12 protein-coding genes are annotated in these 16,248 nt (G+C 63.7%); 6 read left to right on the top strand and 6 right to left on the bottom strand.

Features of this window, described 5'->3' with window-relative positions; all coding sequences use genetic code 11:
- Positions 1 to 153: 153 nt before the first annotated feature.
- The 4 genes from ACLJEU_RS20970 to argS form a co-directional block, all read right to left on the bottom strand.
- On the bottom strand, positions 154 to 1,839 hold the full coding sequence (locus ACLJEU_RS20970; RefSeq protein WP_414663314.1) for a peptidylprolyl isomerase: 1,686 nt from the start codon (positions 1,837 to 1,839) through the stop codon (positions 154 to 156).
- 165 nt (positions 1,840 to 2,004) lie between these two features.
- The gene (locus ACLJEU_RS20965) at positions 2,005 to 3,468 is read right to left on the bottom strand and encodes a YhjD/YihY/BrkB family envelope integrity protein (RefSeq protein ID WP_414663313.1); all 1,464 of its coding nucleotides are present in this window, start codon (positions 3,466 to 3,468) and stop codon (positions 2,005 to 2,007) included.
- A 67-nt stretch (positions 3,469 to 3,535) separates the two neighbouring features.
- Positions 3,536 to 4,285, bottom strand: a complete 750-nt coding sequence (locus ACLJEU_RS20960; RefSeq protein ID WP_414663312.1) for a GYF domain-containing protein — start codon at positions 4,283 to 4,285, stop codon at positions 3,536 to 3,538.
- Between the two features lie 85 nt (positions 4,286 to 4,370).
- On the bottom strand, positions 4,371 to 6,146 hold the full coding sequence (gene argS, locus ACLJEU_RS20955; protein ID WP_414663311.1) for an arginine--tRNA ligase: 1,776 nt from the start codon (positions 6,144 to 6,146) through the stop codon (positions 4,371 to 4,373).
- Positions 6,147 to 6,267: 121 nt separating this feature from the next.
- Here argS and ACLJEU_RS20950 point away from each other — a divergent pair, with 121 nt between their 5' ends.
- From ACLJEU_RS20950 to ACLJEU_RS20935, 4 genes are all read left to right on the top strand, one after another.
- Positions 6,268 to 7,467, top strand: coding sequence for a urate hydroxylase PuuD (locus ACLJEU_RS20950; protein WP_414663310.1), 1,200 nt, complete (start codon positions 6,268 to 6,270; stop codon positions 7,465 to 7,467).
- Between the two features lie 314 nt (positions 7,468 to 7,781).
- Positions 7,782 to 9,128, top strand: coding sequence for a thymidine phosphorylase (locus ACLJEU_RS20945; protein WP_414663309.1), 1,347 nt, complete (start codon positions 7,782 to 7,784; stop codon positions 9,126 to 9,128).
- Positions 9,129 to 9,733: 605 nt separating this feature from the next.
- Positions 9,734 to 10,972: a class I SAM-dependent rRNA methyltransferase gene (locus ACLJEU_RS20940; protein WP_414663308.1), complete on the top strand. Its 1,239-nt coding sequence runs from the start codon at positions 9,734 to 9,736 to the stop codon at positions 10,970 to 10,972.
- A gap of 204 nt (positions 10,973 to 11,176) precedes the next feature.
- Positions 11,177 to 12,439 carry a restriction endonuclease gene (locus ACLJEU_RS20935; protein ID WP_414663307.1) on the top strand — a complete coding sequence of 421 codons (1,263 nt, stop codon included), beginning with the start codon at positions 11,177 to 11,179 and terminating at the stop codon, positions 12,437 to 12,439.
- Between the two features lie 143 nt (positions 12,440 to 12,582).
- On the opposite strand, the gene efp is transcribed toward ACLJEU_RS20935, so the two are convergent.
- Entirely contained in the window at positions 12,583 to 13,140 is a 558-nt protein-coding gene (gene efp, locus ACLJEU_RS20930; protein WP_414663306.1) for an elongation factor P, read from the bottom strand.
- A 157-nt stretch (positions 13,141 to 13,297) separates the two neighbouring features.
- Here efp and ACLJEU_RS20925 point away from each other — a divergent pair, with 157 nt between their 5' ends.
- Positions 13,298 to 14,629, top strand: coding sequence for a bifunctional UDP-3-O-[3-hydroxymyristoyl] N-acetylglucosamine deacetylase/3-hydroxyacyl-ACP dehydratase (locus tag ACLJEU_RS20925; RefSeq protein WP_414663305.1), 1,332 nt, complete (start codon positions 13,298 to 13,300; stop codon positions 14,627 to 14,629).
- A 4-nt stretch (positions 14,630 to 14,633) separates the two neighbouring features.
- Positions 14,634 to 15,422 (top strand): acyl-ACP--UDP-N-acetylglucosamine O-acyltransferase, encoded by a 789-nt coding sequence (lpxA, locus tag ACLJEU_RS20920; RefSeq protein ID WP_414663304.1) that lies wholly within the window; start codon positions 14,634 to 14,636, stop codon positions 15,420 to 15,422.
- Between the two features lie 42 nt (positions 15,423 to 15,464).
- Here lpxA and hisI read toward each other — a convergent pair whose 3' ends face one another.
- On the bottom strand, positions 15,465 to 15,935 hold the full coding sequence (gene hisI, locus ACLJEU_RS20915; protein WP_414663303.1) for a phosphoribosyl-AMP cyclohydrolase: 471 nt from the start codon (positions 15,933 to 15,935) through the stop codon (positions 15,465 to 15,467).
- Positions 15,936 to 16,248: the final 313 nt, after the last annotated feature.

The raw sequence follows: 16,248 nt of genomic DNA, 5'->3' as shown, positions 1-16,248 counted from the left end.
TCGAATCCCGGACCGCAGAGGCGGCACGGTGGAGTGAGCGGGGCGTAGAATCTCAGCGGCACGGGCTTTCCTGTATGCACACACTTCCGCAAAAAAGAAAGCCCGTGCTGCGGGTGGGCGGCACGGGCTTGGTTTGCGGTGGTCAGGTCACGCTTACTGAACCTTGGGTTCCGACTTCTTGAGCTCGCTTTCGACGAGTTCGGAGATGTAGGCGGAGGCGCCGAAACGGCCGTTGTAAGCGGCAATCTGTTTGCGCGTTTCCGCGAACTGCGGATTGGTTTCGGAAAGGTCCGGGGCCTTCTTCTCGGCGGCGTAGACGAAGATCCCCTTGTCGACGTTGATCACCATGTCGGAGACCTGGCCTTTTTCGAGGCGCTCCAGCGTCCCGAGCACGCTGTAGTCGGCGTCCTGCGGACGGCTGCGCAGGGTGAAAGCCGCCATCGTTTTCGCCTCGAGCTTGAGACCCGCGGCTGCGGCGGCGTCAGCGGCTGCTTTCTCAAACGCATCGCCGGCCTTGAGGCGCGTTTCGATCTGGGTCTTTACCGTTTTGCCCAGTTCGACGAAGCGCTTGCGGCGCTCGTTCTCGACGTAGTCGGCGGAAACCTTTTCGCGCACCTGCGTGAACAGGGGTTTGTGCGAGGCCTGCGTTTCCTTCCAGACGAGGATGGCGGCGCCAGCGGGCGTCGGCACCACTTCGGAAACGAGGCGGTCCTTGCTCAAACGGAACGCCTGCGTGGCCGCTTCCGGCGATCCGCCCAACTCGGCCGGTCCTGAGTCGCGAGTAAAGGGAGCGAGCGTCTTGGCCGCGAGTTTCCTGCCGGCTACGAACGCCTCGATGGCTTCGGGCGTGGCGGCCTTGGAATCGTAGAGGGCGAGCGCGAAATCACTCGCGGCCTTCACTGCGAGCGCCTGGGCGCGTTCGATGCGGAGCGCTGCCTCCACCTGCGGGCGCACCGCGGCAAAGTCGGCTGCGGGATCGGCGGGAGGCGTCACCAACGGCGTCGCTGGTGCGAGCTTCGCGGCATCCGGCTTCGGGAAGCGCGAGGGATTGGAGTCGTAGAAGGCGCGGACATCGGCGTCGGTGACGGTGACGCTGCCGACATGAGCCAGCGCCGGGAACTCGACTGCGCTGACGACCACGCGCGGGGGAATGTCGTAACGTCCGCCGGACTGCTCGAAGAACTGCGTGAGCTCGACATCGGTCGGCTTGATCTCGGGCTTGAACGCCGCGTAGTCGGCGCTGGCCGTTGCGAGCGTCCAGGAGGTGTCGGCGCGCAGGATCTGATTCTTGACCTCAGCCGGAAGCACATAACCCGGACCCGACAGGAGGGTCTGGACTTTCTCGGCGCGCACGTCGTCGCCGACGATGCGAACGATGTCCGCCTCGGTGAGGCCGCGGGGGTTGGTCTTCAGGTTGTCACGGAAGGTCTGGTACGCCTTCGCGTCGAACTGGCCGTCCTGTCCGAAGAACATGCGCAGCGTCTTGATCTGCCCCTCGATCTCGGGCTGCGTGGCTGCCGGGATGTGCCACTTGTCCGCGAGGTGAAGCGTGGCGGCGCGCTGGAAGGCGTAGTTTTGAATTTGCTCGGAATCCAGGTTGCCGAAGGCACCGACGCGAAGATTCGCGCTCAGCCCCGCGTCACCCATGAGCCGCTGCTGGTCGGCCTGCATGTTCAGATTGTAGCCGAAAAATTGGCGCTCGATGACCTGGCGATCGCCCCGACCGATGCCGGGGGCGGCGCCGATCGTGAAGACGAACGAGATGATGATCACACCTAACAGCACCGCAAAGATGACTCTGAAGTGGTGTTGAAAGTACCGTTGGATCCAGGAAATCATGGGCGGAAAACGTCGAAAGCTAGGTCGGGGGGCCCGGGTGGCAAGGGCGAACTGCGCCTGAACTCCGGTGAGCGGGCATGCGTCTGGGCCGTTGTTCGCCGAACGGTGCAGGGACCGCGATCCGCGCGCAACGCGTCCCGGCCGCGCTCGATCCCGCTGCTGCGGCTACTTCGCCGGCCGGCGTTGGCCAAGCGCGAACGGCGGGTGCGACTCCTCGAACGGATGGTCATCGAACAGGGCCTCGATCGATTTTTGGAAGAACTCCTGTTCGCCGATCTGGTTCAGGGCGGCGTTATAGCGGGACACCAGCGGATCGATGCTCTCCAGCGAGTGGCCCACCGGATCCTCGCCCAGGTTGTCGTCCAGCGTCTTGAAATCGAAAAGCGTGATCCGATTCAGCGGCCGCGCCGGCTGGTAGAGGTAGTCGGTGGCGGCGCCGTGGGTGGGCGGGCGTACTGTCGTGACGAGCTCCAACTGCACCAGACGGTTCAGGCACTCGTTCAGGAGTTGCGTCGGTACTTTCAGCAACGTGCTCAGCATCGAGGCGGAGATCGGCGGCAGGCATTCGCGAAACCGGCGGCAGATGGTGAGGAAGACCACGAGCGTGAGGCGCTCGCGCATGGATTCCGTCAGGGTGCTCCACGCGGCCTGGCTGTTGCGGAAGTGGACGTTCTGCACCGCATAGCTCACGACGCCGCCGATGAGGACGAAGAGCCAGAAGATGTAGAGACCGAACATCAGCACCGGCACGATCGCCAGCGACCCATACAGGCTGCGTTCCAGCACGACGCGTTTCACGTAGAAGAACTGGACGAGGTTGTTGCCGAAGAGCAGCGCGGCGACCACGAGCCCGCCGGAGAACGCTCCCCGCCAGAACACGCGGGTGTTCGGAATCACGCGATAGAAGAGGGTGAGGATCAACGCCAGCATCGTGAACGAGAACATCTGCACGAGCACGCCGAGCGATTTCAGCGCCTCCTTTTCCGGCGTCTTCTCGAAAAACACGCTCACCAGCGTGCCCGCGCTGAGCATCGCCACGGCGGTGAAGAACAAAATCGCGCCCAGCGTGAGGATGGTCCAGTAGAGCACCACGCGCATCAGGACGGATCGTCCCTGCCGCACGCCCCAGATGTCATTAAAGGTGTCCTCGACCGATTTGAAGAGCAGCAGGACAATGAGGAGGAGCGAAAAAATACCCGCGGCGCCCGCCGAGCCCGAGCGCGACGACGTGATGATGTTGTCGATGATTTCCACCAGCTGCGGATTCACCTCGTTGGCCGTCTGGGTGACCTGCTCGTATTGCGCGATCTGCGGCGCCACGACCTTGATTAACTGGTTGAGCGTGTCCGCCACCATCGTCTTGCGGCTGGTTTCGCCGATCTTCGTGGGATCGTCGGATGGGGTCTGGCCGAGCGCAAAGCCCGCGACGAGCACCGCGATGACGAGCAGAGGGCCGAGGCCCAGCAGCGAGCTGAAACTCAAGGCCGCCGCGCGGGTGGCGATCCGGGACTCGAAAAAGGCCGTGATCGTAATCGATAGGACCCGCAGCACCGCGTAGGTGCAGCCGCGCAGCGACCGATCCTTCAGGTACAGCGACTGCCAGATCTCGCGGTGGTAAACATGAACCAATCGCGCCCACACAGCGCCGAGTCGCCCTTTGGCAGGAGGGGTCGGATGACCGGCGTGGGCCACGTGTTCAGCGGGAGATGAAATGCCACGCCAGCATGCCCATGCCGCCGACGCCCGCGGCGACGGCAATCAGGGCGGGGACGAGGCTCACCACAATCGTGCAAAGATAGAGTCCGATCGAGCCGACTGTTGCCGCCAGCAGCGGTACGGTCTGACCGTCGACGTAGAATAGAAATCCCATCAGGCCCAACCCGAGCGCGGCCCGAAAACGAATCAGGGGATACAGCGTCAGCATCCCCAACGCCACGAGGATCGCGAGGCCGATGTCGACGATGCCAAGGACGACCAGCGGATTCGCCAGCAGCTTCGCCGGATCCATCGTGAGCAGCGTAGTGGTGGACGGAAGGATCTCCGCGCCGGCGGCCGCGACGAGACTTATGAGGGCGCCGATCATGCCGATCCTGGCCGCCCGCGCCATGGCGATGCGGGGATCGGATTTGCCACTGGTGTCGTCCGTGCGCCCCTCGGCCGCCGCGAGCATTTCGTTGACGTTGATCGAGCGCGAGTCGTCGGCCGGCTTGTTGAGTGTCTGGATGTCCTTGGGCTTCAGCGTGAGTTTCCGCTTCTCCGGAAACACAATCGCCATCAACTCCAGGTTGGACGTCAACGCGACCCATTGCTCGGTCCCCGCGTCGTAGTACATTGATTCGCGGGTGACCTGGCCGGATTCAGCGAGGTCGGCCACCTGTTCGGCGCTGAACGGTCCGCGGGCTTCCGTTTCCGTCGCGTTTCGGATGTAGATTTCCTGCGTGGCCATGAGAGCCGAGGGTGGGAGGGCGTTGAAAGACCGGCAAGAGCGTTTTGAAGCCGCGACCGGGCGCAGGCTCCCTATGACAATCGCCTTACATTCGGGTCAACGTGCGCAACCCCAGTAAATTCAGGCCGGTTTCCAGCATCAGTAACGTGCGTGCACACAAGAGCAGTCGCCGGGCGCGGACGCCGGGATCGTCGACGAGCACCTTGTCCGAGTTGTTGAAGAAGCTGTAGTCGCCGGCCAGTTCGAAAAGATAAAGGCTCAGGTAGTGCGGCCGGAGCGTTTCGCTGGCGATGCGGATGGCGTCCGGGAACTTGGTGAGCTTGCGGGCGAGGGCCAGTTCGGCGGGAGTTTCAAGCGGTGCGACTGCCGACTCCGTCGCGCGATCGTCGGGTGCCACGCCGGCCTTGCGGAAGATGGAATGAATGCGGGCCACCGCGTACAACAGGTACGGCGCGGTGTTGCCGTCGAGGGCCAGCATCTTGTCCCACGAGAACACATAGTTGCTGCTCCGGTTCTGGGACAAATCCGCGTATTGGACCGCGCCGATGCCGACGATCCGCGCGATCTCGCTGCGCTCGGCTTCGGGTAGGTCGGGATTTTTTTCGGAAACGATCGCAAGGGCCCGCTCGACGGCTTCGTCGAGCAGCGCCTTGAGCTTGATGACATCGCCGCTGCGCGTCTTCAGCGCCTTGCCGTCCTCGCCCGTAACGGCGCCGAACGTCACGTGATGCAATTCCGGCACGCGGTACTTTTTCGCGGCGAACCATTTCCTCACCGTCAGAAAAAGCTGCTCGAAGTGATCAGCTTGGCGAAAATCGGTGACGACTACGATGCCGTCGGCCTTGAAGTGCTCGGTCCGATACAACGCCGTGGCCAGATCGGTGGACGCGTAGCCGCTGGCACCGTCGGCCTTGCGCACCATGAACGGATTCGGCCGCTCGGCGTGACGCGAGAAGCGCGGGTGTTCGTCGTGGAAGACGACCAGCGCGCCTTCGCTGTTTTCGGCGAGCGCGGTTTCGCTCAGTTCGCGATACACGCGGTCAACCTTGTCGTTGTAGAAAGACTCGCCGAGGTTGTGATCGAAGCGGATGCCGAGCCGATCGTAGATTTGCTGGAAGGCGGCGAGGCTGACTTCGGAAAACGTCTGCCACAGGGCGACATTTTCCGGATCGCCCGTCTGCAATTTCACGAGTTCACGGCGGGCCTCGTCGAGCTCCGGCGATCCTTCCGGGGTCGCGTTGTTGCCCAGCTTGTAGAGCCGCTCGAGTTCCTCGATGGCATCGTTCTTCAATGCAACCGGATCGACCCAGCGCTTGTAGCCGTAGATCAGTTTGCCGAACTGCGTGCCCCAGTCGCCGAGATGATTGTCGCGCACCACGCGGGCACCGGTGAACTCCAGCAGCCGGCAGATGGCCTCGCCGATCACGGCGGAGCGCAGATGGCCGACGTGCATCTGTTTCGCGGTGTTGGGCGACGAATAATCGACGACCCAAGTCTGACCGGCATGCGCGGCGGCCGCACCGGCCTTGAGCTGCGCGGCGGAATCGTACGCGCGCAACCACGCGAGCAACGTGGCGGGCGCAAGGGTGAAATTGATGAAGCCCGGGCCGGCGATCGTGATCGTGTAGTGAGTGGCGAGATCGGCGGGCAGGGCGCGGACCAGCGCTTCGGCGGTGGCGCGCGGATTCAGTTTACGGGCCTTCGCATAACCGAGCACGCCGTTGGCTTGGAAGTCGGCATGGCGCGGATCGGCGGTGCGAACCTCGGGGGCGAAGGCGTCGGCATCGGCGAGCCCGGCCGCAGTGGCAGCGGCTTTCAGCGCCTGGTCGAGATCGGCGGCGAGGTTGAACGAAACGTGCATCGGGCGAGAGAACCGGAGCCGGCGCGGGGCGCGCAAGCGTGGAGTTCGGACGCTGATCGCGGTTGCATGAGTGGGGGCGCTGGATTGGCATCGCGGCAGCTTACGTCGGTTCCTACTTTTCATGGATGCCCATCTGGTCGAATTCCTGAGCCTGCTGCTGCGCTGGCTGCACATCATTGCCGGCATCGCGTGGATCGGATCTTCGTTTTATTTCATCTGGCTCGATAATTCGCTCGAGCCGCCGGCGCCTGGGTCGGAGAACGCGAAAAAGGGCGTGTCCGGAGAGTTGTGGGCCGTGCATGGCGGTGGTTTCTACAATCCTCAGAAGTACGCCGTCGCGCCCGCGTCGCTGCCCGAGAAGCTGCACTGGTTCAAGTGGGAGGCGTACACGACGTGGCTGTCGGGCACGGCCTTGCTGGTCGTCTTGTACTGGGTGCGCGCGCAATCGATGATGCTCGATCGCGGACTGGTGACGTTGACGAACGCGCAGGCGATCGGAATTGCAGCGGCGAGCATGGTCGGCGCGTGGTTCATCTACGATGCGTTGTGCCGGTCGCCGCTGGGCAAACGCGAGGTGCTGCTGGGTGTCATCGTGTTCGCGCTGCTGGGGGCGCTGTCGTTCGGACTGCACCAGGTTTTCAGCGGGCGCGCGGCGTACATTCACGTGGGCACGGCGATCGGCACCATCATGGCGGCGAACGTGTTTTTCGTGATCATTCCCGGACAGCGCAAGATGGTCGAGGCGATGCGCGTCGGGCAGCTGCCCGATCCGATTTACGGCCAGCGCGGCAAACAGCGCAGCGTGCACAACAACTATTTCACGCTGCCGGTGCTGTTCATCATGATCAGCAATCATTACGCGTCGACCTACGGGCACCGCCACGCGTGGGTGATCCTGATGCTGATGATCGCGGCGGGGGTGAGCATCCGTCACTTTTTCAACCGCCGGCACAAGGGTGTGCTGGCCTGGCAGTATCCAATGATCGGAGGCCTGCTGCTGGCGACCGTCGCGTGGTGGACGGCGCCGCGGATCGTGCCGTTGCCCAAGGTAGAGGGCGCGGTGACGCTGGAGCGCGTGCGGGCCATCATGGGCGAGCGCTGCATTAACTGCCATTCACCGGTCCCGACCTTTCCGGGCCTCGCGCAGCCGCCGCTGGGCGTGGAGCTGCACACGGCGGATGCCTTGGTGAAGAACGCCCAGCGGGTTTACCAGCAGGTGGTTGTCACGCGCATGATGCCGCTGGGGAATATCACGCAAATGACCGAGCAGGAGCGGGCGGTCGTGGCGGCATGGGTGGCAGCGGGCAGCCCGCTGAAATGACCGCACTTTCCCGGAAGGTTTGTAGTGAAAGCGCGAGGTTGACGTGACGGCGGGCGGGTGGAGCCCACTGCCCGGGAACGCCCGCGACCGGTTCACGGGAAAAACGCCCCGGGCAGGCTTGTAGGCCGGTCGTGCCGCGACCGAACGCTTCCTTAAGGCTACCGTTCGGTTACTTGCGAACGCTCGCAATGGATGTAGGTTGCAGGCTGGGGGCCCGGAGGGTTTGAGCTCGACTTTTCAGAGGAAGAGCATTGGCTCGCAAACTTTTCCGCCCGGGCGGGGACCGCCACCCGTCATACGCACACACATCACTCATGACCAGCAAACGAAACATTCCGACGCGTCGTTTCATCAAGCCAACCTTCAATTTCCTGATCGAAAAGAAGCGGGATGGCGGCGAATTCACCCAGGAGGAAATTCGCTATATCATCGACAGCACGCTGGATGGCGAAATGCCCCAGCACCAGCTCGCGGCGCTCGCAATGGCGATTTACTTCTCGGGCATGTCGGCCCAGGAGACGGCGGACCTGACCGAGGAAATGATGCTGTCGGGTGAGGTCATCGACCTCTCGCACATCGCGAAGCCGAAGATCGACAAGTATTCCACCGGGGGCGTGGGCGACAAGACGTCGCTGGTCCTGGTGCCGCTCGCGATGGCCTCGGGCGTCGTGGTGCCGATGATGTGCGGCGTTGAGCACGACTACATCATCAACACGCTGGAGAAGCTGGCGGCGATTCCCGGTTTCAAGAGCAACCAGACGAACGAACAGTTCGCCGGTCAGCTGGCCCGCATCGGTGGCGCGATCATCGCGCAGACCGAGGATCTGGCTCCGGCCGATGCCAAGTTCTACGAGTTGCGGAAGGAGACCGGCACGATTCCGAGCCTGCCGTTGATCACGGGCAGCGTGCTCTCGAAGAAGCTCGCCGAGGGATCGGAAGGTCTCGTGATCGATGTGAAGTGGGGCAACGGCTCCTTCATCAAGGATCTCGAGCAGGCGAAGCAGCTGGCGCGTTCGATGACGCGGGTTGGCCGTTCGATGAAGCGGCGTTGCGTCGCGCTCGTGACGGACATGAACCAGCCTTTGGGTGACACCGTCGGCACCGCGCTCGAAATCAAGGAGGCGATCCAGTTGCTCAAGGGCGAAGGCCCGGAGGACATGAAGGAGTTGGTCCTCAAGCTCGGCATGGAAATCGTTCGTCTCGCCGGCGTGGCGGGTTCGACGCTCTCGGCCAAGCAGACCGTCCAGCGTCACCTCACGGACGGATCGGCGCTCGAGAAGTTCAAGGATTTGGTGAAGGCGCAGGGCGGTGACACCGCGTACATCGACCACCCGGAGAAATTCCCGGCGGCGCGGCACATCCGCAAGCTGCCGGCTCCGAAACGTGGATACGTCCACACCATCAACGCGGCGATGATTGCCCGGGGCGTGCATCTGCTCGGCGCCGGCAAGGAAGAAGCCCACGACAAGATCGATCACTCGGTCGGCGTTTCCGAAATCAAGAAGGTCGGCACGCAGGTGAAGCAGGGCGAACCGCTGATGATGATTCATTACAATGACGAGGCGAAGCTCGAGCAGGCGCTCGAGTACTTCAAGAACGCCTACCGTCTGGCCCCGAAGCGCCCGACGCCGCCGCCGTTGATCGTCGAGCGGGTGGCGTAAGCGTACGTCGCCGTTTCCAGCTATCAGGCCGACCGGATTCCGGTCGGCCTTTTTGTTGTCCGTGGACGGATGTGTTCCGTCGAGGCGGTCGTCGCAGCCGTGCGCGTCGGTGAGAATCTCGGATTGGGCAATCACCCAGCGGGCGCGCTCAGCGGCTTGGGCGGTCGTGATTCGATGACCCGTGCCGGAGACGGGGTGGACGATCGGTAGGCCTCCGGCGGCGGGCGGAGCGCGTCATGCGGGTGGAATCTGAACCTTCCGGCGGCGAGCTGTGGCTTGGGCGATGATCGTGGGGATGCTCACCCGGGACTTGGCTTTGAGATAGTGCGTTTCCCTTGCCGAAGTCCGTGCGCTGGCGGGACGCGCAGGTGATGGTGGTGTCTGTGCCTTCGGTGTCGCTTCGGGCCGCGTCACGTAAGACTACACCGGAGGCTCTCGAAATCCAGAACGGTGGCGAGGGACTCCTCCTTCTGCACGACCGCCGCGGCAAGAGCGGCTTGTCCCTCGCATCCGGCGCCGATGCTCCAATCGCCGGACTTCGGTCCGAACGGTTGTCTGCGCGCAAAAAAATTGCCGCGTGCGCCTGGCATCGCCCAAGTGAGCCCATGTCCGAACCGCTGCCGCCCGAGAGGCCCGAGAAAATCCTGCCCGTGATCAACCGCGCGGCCTGGCCGAAACCGTGGGCGCAGTTGAAGTACTTCACGTTTCAGCCAGCGATTTTTCCCCGCCTGCTCGGGCAGGTGTCCTCCGACGCCCGGCCGGGCGATTTCGTCAATGTCTTCGACAAGAACGGCAATCTCGCCGGCGGCGGCCTCTTCAACCCGCGCGCCAAGATTCCGCTGCGCGTCGTGTGCCACTCCACCGAGCCCGTCAACGAAAGCTATTTCGAGGCCGCGATTCGGCGCGCGGTGGAATTGCGGCGCACGCTCTTCAAACTCGATGAAACGACGGATGCCTATCGCCTGATCAACTCCGATGGCGACGGCCTGAGCGGACTCACCATCGATCGCTACGGCGACACCCTGCTGTGCGAACTCTACAGCCTGGGCATGGCGCAGCGCCTGCCGCAGTGGCTCCCGCTGTTGCACGAGCTGGCGGGAACGAAGTTCGCGCGCGTGCAGGTCGATCACGATCTGGGCAGTCTTGAAGGCATCAAGCCGTCGACCTTCAACGAAACGAATGCCTCCGCCCCGCGCGCGGTGAAAATCCGTGAGCACGGCGTCCGCTACGAGGTGGATTTTGCCGAGGGCCACAAGACGGGGTTCTTCTGCGACCAGCGCGACAATCGCCGCGCCATCACCCGCTTCACCAAGGACGCCCGCGTGCTCGACCTGTGCTGCTACACCGGTGGGTTTTCGTTGAACGCGAAAGTGGCCGGCGGCGCGACGGAGGTGACGAGCGTCGATCTCGATGAAGCCGCGATCGCCCAGGCCAAACGCAACGCGAACCTGAATCAGGCGCGCCTGAAGTTCGTGCACGCCGATGCCTTCGCGTACGCGCGGCAGATGCAGACCAACGGGGAAAAATGGGACGTCGTGGTGCTCGATCCGCCGAAGTTCATTTTCACGCGCGACGAGCATGGCAACTGGGAGGGCCGGCAGAAATACGAAGACCTCAACCTGCTCGCGATTTCGTTGGTGAAGACGGGCGGAATTTTCGTGACGTGCTCCTGCTCCGGCCTGCTTTCGCTGGAAGACTTCGAGGCGCATGTCATCAAGGCCGCCCACCGGCAGAATCGCCGGCTGCAATTCTTCGATCGCACCGGCCCCGGCGTGGATCATCCGGTTTACTCGAACTGCCTCGAAAGCCGCTACCTCAAGGTCCTGTGGGCCCGCGTCGTTTGACATCGGTTTGCCAATGTTCCGGGTCGCCGCGCGCCTCGAAGGCGTTCTAAGTTCGGCATTGATGTGCGAACTCGGTTACCGCAAAGCTCTGTCTTGAACATGCCTGTAGCGTTTTCAGTCGTACTGAGAGCGTGCTGGGTGGCACTGGCACTTGCCGTGGTCGCCCTGCCCGCCGCGGAACCTGCATCACCGCACTTGGGTACGATGCGTGAACAGCTCCTCACGCGACTGGGCGAGCCGAAGAGCCAGATCGCCGCCGGCGATCGCGTCATTTTCTACTACGCGCGCGAGAAGTACGTGCTGCGCAACGACGTCGTCATCGAAGTCGAGCAGGTGGCCGCCGAGGTGCCCCGCCGTTCGGCTCCGGTCGAAACCCCGGTTGCGCCTCCGCCTGCCGCCACCGCTCCCGTTGCCGCTCCCGGCCCCGCTCCGGGTCCCGCCGGACCGGTGGCTCCGCCCCAGGATTTGGTCCCCGCCCGGCCGGCTCCTCCCTCCACCACACCCGGTCCGGCCCCGGTGGTACAAGCTCCGGTGGTGCCGCTGCCGCCCGATCCCAAGGTTGAAATCAAACTCGTCCGCCCTCCGTCAGGGAAGGATTCCCCGGCATCGACCAGCGCACCTGCGCCGCGGGTCGAAACGACACCGGTAAACAGGCCCGTTGCAACGGCCCCGCGCCCGTTGGTGGACAATCCGGTTTCGTCCGCGCCGACACCTGCACCCGTTGGCGGACCGACGCCAAGCGTGAAGGCCGATCCGCGCACGCCTGCACCCGACGACGCCCGGGCGAAGGCGTTCGCCGCCGCTGCCGAGCGGGAAAAGAAGGCGGCCCGCCGTCGTCTGGATGAAGCCGCCGCTGCGGAGGCCCCCCCCGGCCTGTTTTCGGGCAAGTTTATTTTGCTCGTGCTGGTGGTGCTGGGCGCGGGTGCCGGCCTGCTGATCTGGCGGTTCCGGCAGCGGGAGTTTGAACTCGCCGCAACGTCCGTCGCCAGCACGCCGATGCCCTCGACGCCGGTGATCGCGGCTGTTCCGAAGGGCGACACCTCGATCTTTACGGCGGAGAAACTGGAGAAGCTCGAGTGGAAGCGATTTGAGGAACTCGTCGCCGCGTATTACAGCAAGACCGGCGTGGTCGCGAACCGCACGGACGCCGGTCAGGAAGCCGCCGTGCACGTGAAGATTTCCTGGAAGGGCGAGCCCCGGCCGTTCGCTTACGTGCAGTGCGTCGTTCCGACATTTGGTCCGATCGACCCCAAACCCCTGCACGCGCTCCTCGCCGTGCTGGCGAAGGACGATATCCGCCGCGGTCACGTGGTGACCACGGGCAAGTTCAGCGCCGCGGCCCTCAAGCTGGCCGAGGAAAAACAGCTTACGCTGCTCGCCGGCGATGTCTTCCTCGAAAAACTCAACGCCCTGCCGTCGTCGGCGCGCGTGGAGATCATGAAGGTGATGAGCGGCACCGTGGGTTGATTCGCCGGGAGCGCGGGCGTCCCGCCCGCACCGGGCTTGGTTCGAAACGTCGCAGCCGGCGGGGTTTCGCGTCCTCGCCGCCGAAACAAAAAAAAGCCCGCGCCGATAAAGCGCGGGCTGAAGGGGAGGGAGCTGAAGTCAGCTCAGACGCGTCCGAGATACGACCCGTCGATCGTGCTGACCTTGATCACTTCGCCTTCCTTGATGAAGAGCGGGACCTGGACGATCAGACCGGTTTCCATCTTGGCCGGCTTCTGCACGTTGCTGGCGGTGTCGCCCTTCACGCCATCGGCGGACTCGATAATCTTGAGGGCGACGGTGGACGGAAGATCGACCGAGAGCGGACGCTCATCGACGAAGAGGACGTCGACCTTGCCGCCCGGGGCGAGATAGTTCTTCACGTCGCCGAGCTGAGTGGCGGTGAGCTCGATTTGTTCGAAGGACTCGGGATCGATGAACGCGAAGGCGTCGCGATCGGCGTAGCTGAACTCGAGCGTCTTGCGGTCCGTCGGCATCACTTCAATCGTGTCTGTCGAGGCAAAGCGCTGGTCGAGCGCCTTACCGTAGCGGAGATTCCGCATCTTGATCTGCACGAAGGCCCGCAGATTACCGGGCGTCCGGTGCTGGGTTTCCATGACGAGGTGCGGCTCGCCGTTGAATTTAATGACTTGGCCTCTGCGGATATCGTTGGCTGCGGGCATGACGAAAGGTCGTTACGGGCTGACGGGATTGCGGGTCGAAAAGGTCGACAGTGAGGAAGTGCCCTCAGGAGTGTCAAGCCGGGGGGCGGATGCGCGTCAGCCGCCACATCCGCGCTTGCGCTCCGTGCCAGCGGCTCCCGAAACTGGACAACACTGCATGAAACAACGGACGCTCGCGCGGGAAGTCTCGATCAAGGGCAATGCGCTCCACACGGGCGAGCTCGTCACGCTCACGATCAAACCCGCCGCGGTCGACACGGGCATCGTGTTCAAACGCATCGATCTGAGTGGCGCACCGGAGATCCGTCCGCGCGTCGATCTCGTGACCGACCTGGTGCGCGCCACCACGATTCAGTCGGGGCACGCCAAGATCCACACGGTCGAGCATGTGCTGAGCGCCCTGCATGGCTGCGGCATCGACAACGTCGTGATCGAAATGGACGCCTCCGAGCCGCCCATCATGGATGGCTCCGCGCGGCCGTACGTGAACATGATTCTCGAGGGCGAGCCGGTCGAACAGGAGAACGATCGCGAATACTTCGAGCTGGACGCGCCGATCTCGGTCACGCGCGGCAACTCCTCGGTCATCGCCCTGCCGTCCGATCAGCTTAAAATCTCCTGCACGTCGTCGGACGATCGGGGCATTCACACCCAGCATCTTTCGCTGACGATCGATCCTGATGTCTACATGACGCAGGTCGCGGCGGCGCGGACCTTCACGATCTACGAGGACATCGAGGAGTTGATCAAACTCGGCAAGATCAAGGGCGGTTCGCTCGACTGCGCCGTGGTGATCCGCGGCGACAAGATTCTCTCGAAGGAACCGCTGCGGTTCAAAGACGAGTTCGTCCGGCACAAGATTCTCGATATCATCGGTGACGTGACGCTGCTGGGCATGCCGTTGAAGGCGCACATCGTCGCCACGCGGCCCGGCCACGCGATCAATGCCGAGCTGACCAAGGCGCTGTACGCGCGATTGCTCGAGCGGAAGAAGGCGCCGAAGAAAAAGGAGCGTCCGTCGAAGGTCATGCCGAACGAGACCTCGCTCGATATCCGGCGCATCATCGACACGCTGCCGCATCGCTATCCGTTCCTGATGATTGACCGCGTGCTCGAGTTCATCGGTGAGGACGAACTCGTCGCGATCAAGAATGTCACGATCAACGAGCCGTATTTCCAAGGCCACTACCCGGGAAACCCGGTGATGCCCGGCGTGCTGCAGCTCGAGTGCATGGCGCAGGCCGCCGGCGTGCTCATGCTGCGGCGCGGGTCGAGCGAAGGCCGCACCGCTCTCCTCATGAGTTCGGACAAGGTGAAGTATCGCAAGCCGGTCCGGCCGGGCGATCAGCTCATCATCAACGCGAAACTCACGAAATCGCGGGGCAACAAACTGGCGCAGGCGACGTGCAGCTGCACGGTGGATGGCGCGGTCGTGTCGTCGGCGGAGCTGATGTTTGCCATCGTCGACAACAGCGAAGTCGACGGCTGATCCGATGGGCGCACGGATTCATCCCACGGCCATCATCGAGCCGGGCGCGCAGCTGGGCGCTGACGTCGAGGTCGGCGCGTATGCGTTTGTCGGCGGTGCCGTGCAGCTGGGTGCCGGCACGCGGCTCCACCATCACGCGTCAGTCGAGGGCAACACGATCGTCGGCGAACGCTGCGAGGTGTTTCCTTATGCCTGCATCGGCGGCAAGACCCAGGATCTGAAGTTCAAGGGCGGCAATCCGGGCTTGCAGATCGGCGATCGCAACGTGTTCCGCGAATACGTCTCGATTCATGCCGCGACCAACGACGGCGATTTCACGCGGGTGGGTTCGGACAACGTGATGCTCGGCGCCTGCCACGTCGCGCACGATTGCGTGATCGGCAGCCACATCATCATGAGCAACGGCGCGATGATCGCCGGGCACGTCGTCGTCGAGGATCACGTGGTGATCGGCGGCTACGGCGGCATTCATCAATTCTGCCGGCTGGGCGCGTATGCGATGCTCTCGGCCACGGCCAAGCTCGTGCACGATCTGCCGCCGTATTTCATCGCCGACGGCACGCCGGCCGAGATCCGCGCGATCAACCGGATTGGACTCGAGCGCAATGGCTTCACGCCCGAGCAGATCGACCGTGTGAAACAGATCCATCGCATCCTGTATCGCGACGGCCTGAATCGCACGCAGGCCCTGGAAAAACTCGCGGCGCATCCACAGGCGGAGAGCGCGGAGTTCAAGCGCTTCCTCGCATTTGCCCAGGCCAGCGAGCGCGGCCTCGCCCCGGGGTCGCGTTAACCGCGCTCGCGTGGTCGCGAGCGCGCCGGCGACAGGGCCGGGCTACGCTTTCTTTTTGTACACGGTCGCGGGATCGAACACGCGGCGGGCCGTCAGCTCGAGCGTGAGGGTCGAAGGATTCGCGGCATCGGCACTGTCGGCCAGCTTGCGGTAGAAACACGAGGGGTAGCCGTTGTGACACGACGCGCCGCCGACGTTTTCTACCTTGAGCAGCACGACGTCCTGATCGCAGTCGACGCGGAGTTCCTTCACGAGCTGGGCGTTGCCGGACTCCTCGCCCTTGATCCAGAGCTTGTTGCGCGAACGGCTCCAGTAGGTCGCCTTGCGCGTCTTGATCGTGTGCGCGAGCGCCTCGGCGTTCATGAACGCAAACATCAGCACTTCGTTCGTGACGTGATCCGTCGTGATGCAGGGAATCAATCCGTCGGCGCCGAACTTGGGTTGCAGCGTCGAGCCGAGTTCAATGTCGGCGTGACTGGTACGGGCGGGGAAAACGTAGGTGCTGGTGCTCATGGAAGAGTGACGAAGTGCGCGGACCCACCGCCGGATGCGAGCCGTGGGCGGATCGAGAATCGAGGCGGCTGACGGTTGAAAACGCAAACGTTGAAGGTCCGTCGGGGAAACGGCAAGCCATGCAGGCTTCAAGGGCGACTACAGCAGCAAGGCTTCCCGGCCCGTTCAGTTGGGATTGTCCGGCTGGGGCGACGAAAGCGGGGAGCTAGAAGATCCCTCTACTGTGCTGGGGAGCTGGAAGCTCCCGCTACTGTGCCGATGCAGAAGGTAGCGGGAGCATCCTGCTCCTGTCCGCGGGAATTGGCGCGCGAGA

It is taken from the genome of Terrisphaera buseokensis, from assembly GCF_047521145.2.
In the GTDB taxonomy this organism is placed as follows: Bacteria; Verrucomicrobiota; Verrucomicrobiia; order Opitutales; family Opitutaceae; genus ER46.
This window is presented reverse-complemented; position numbering and strand designations above follow the sequence as displayed.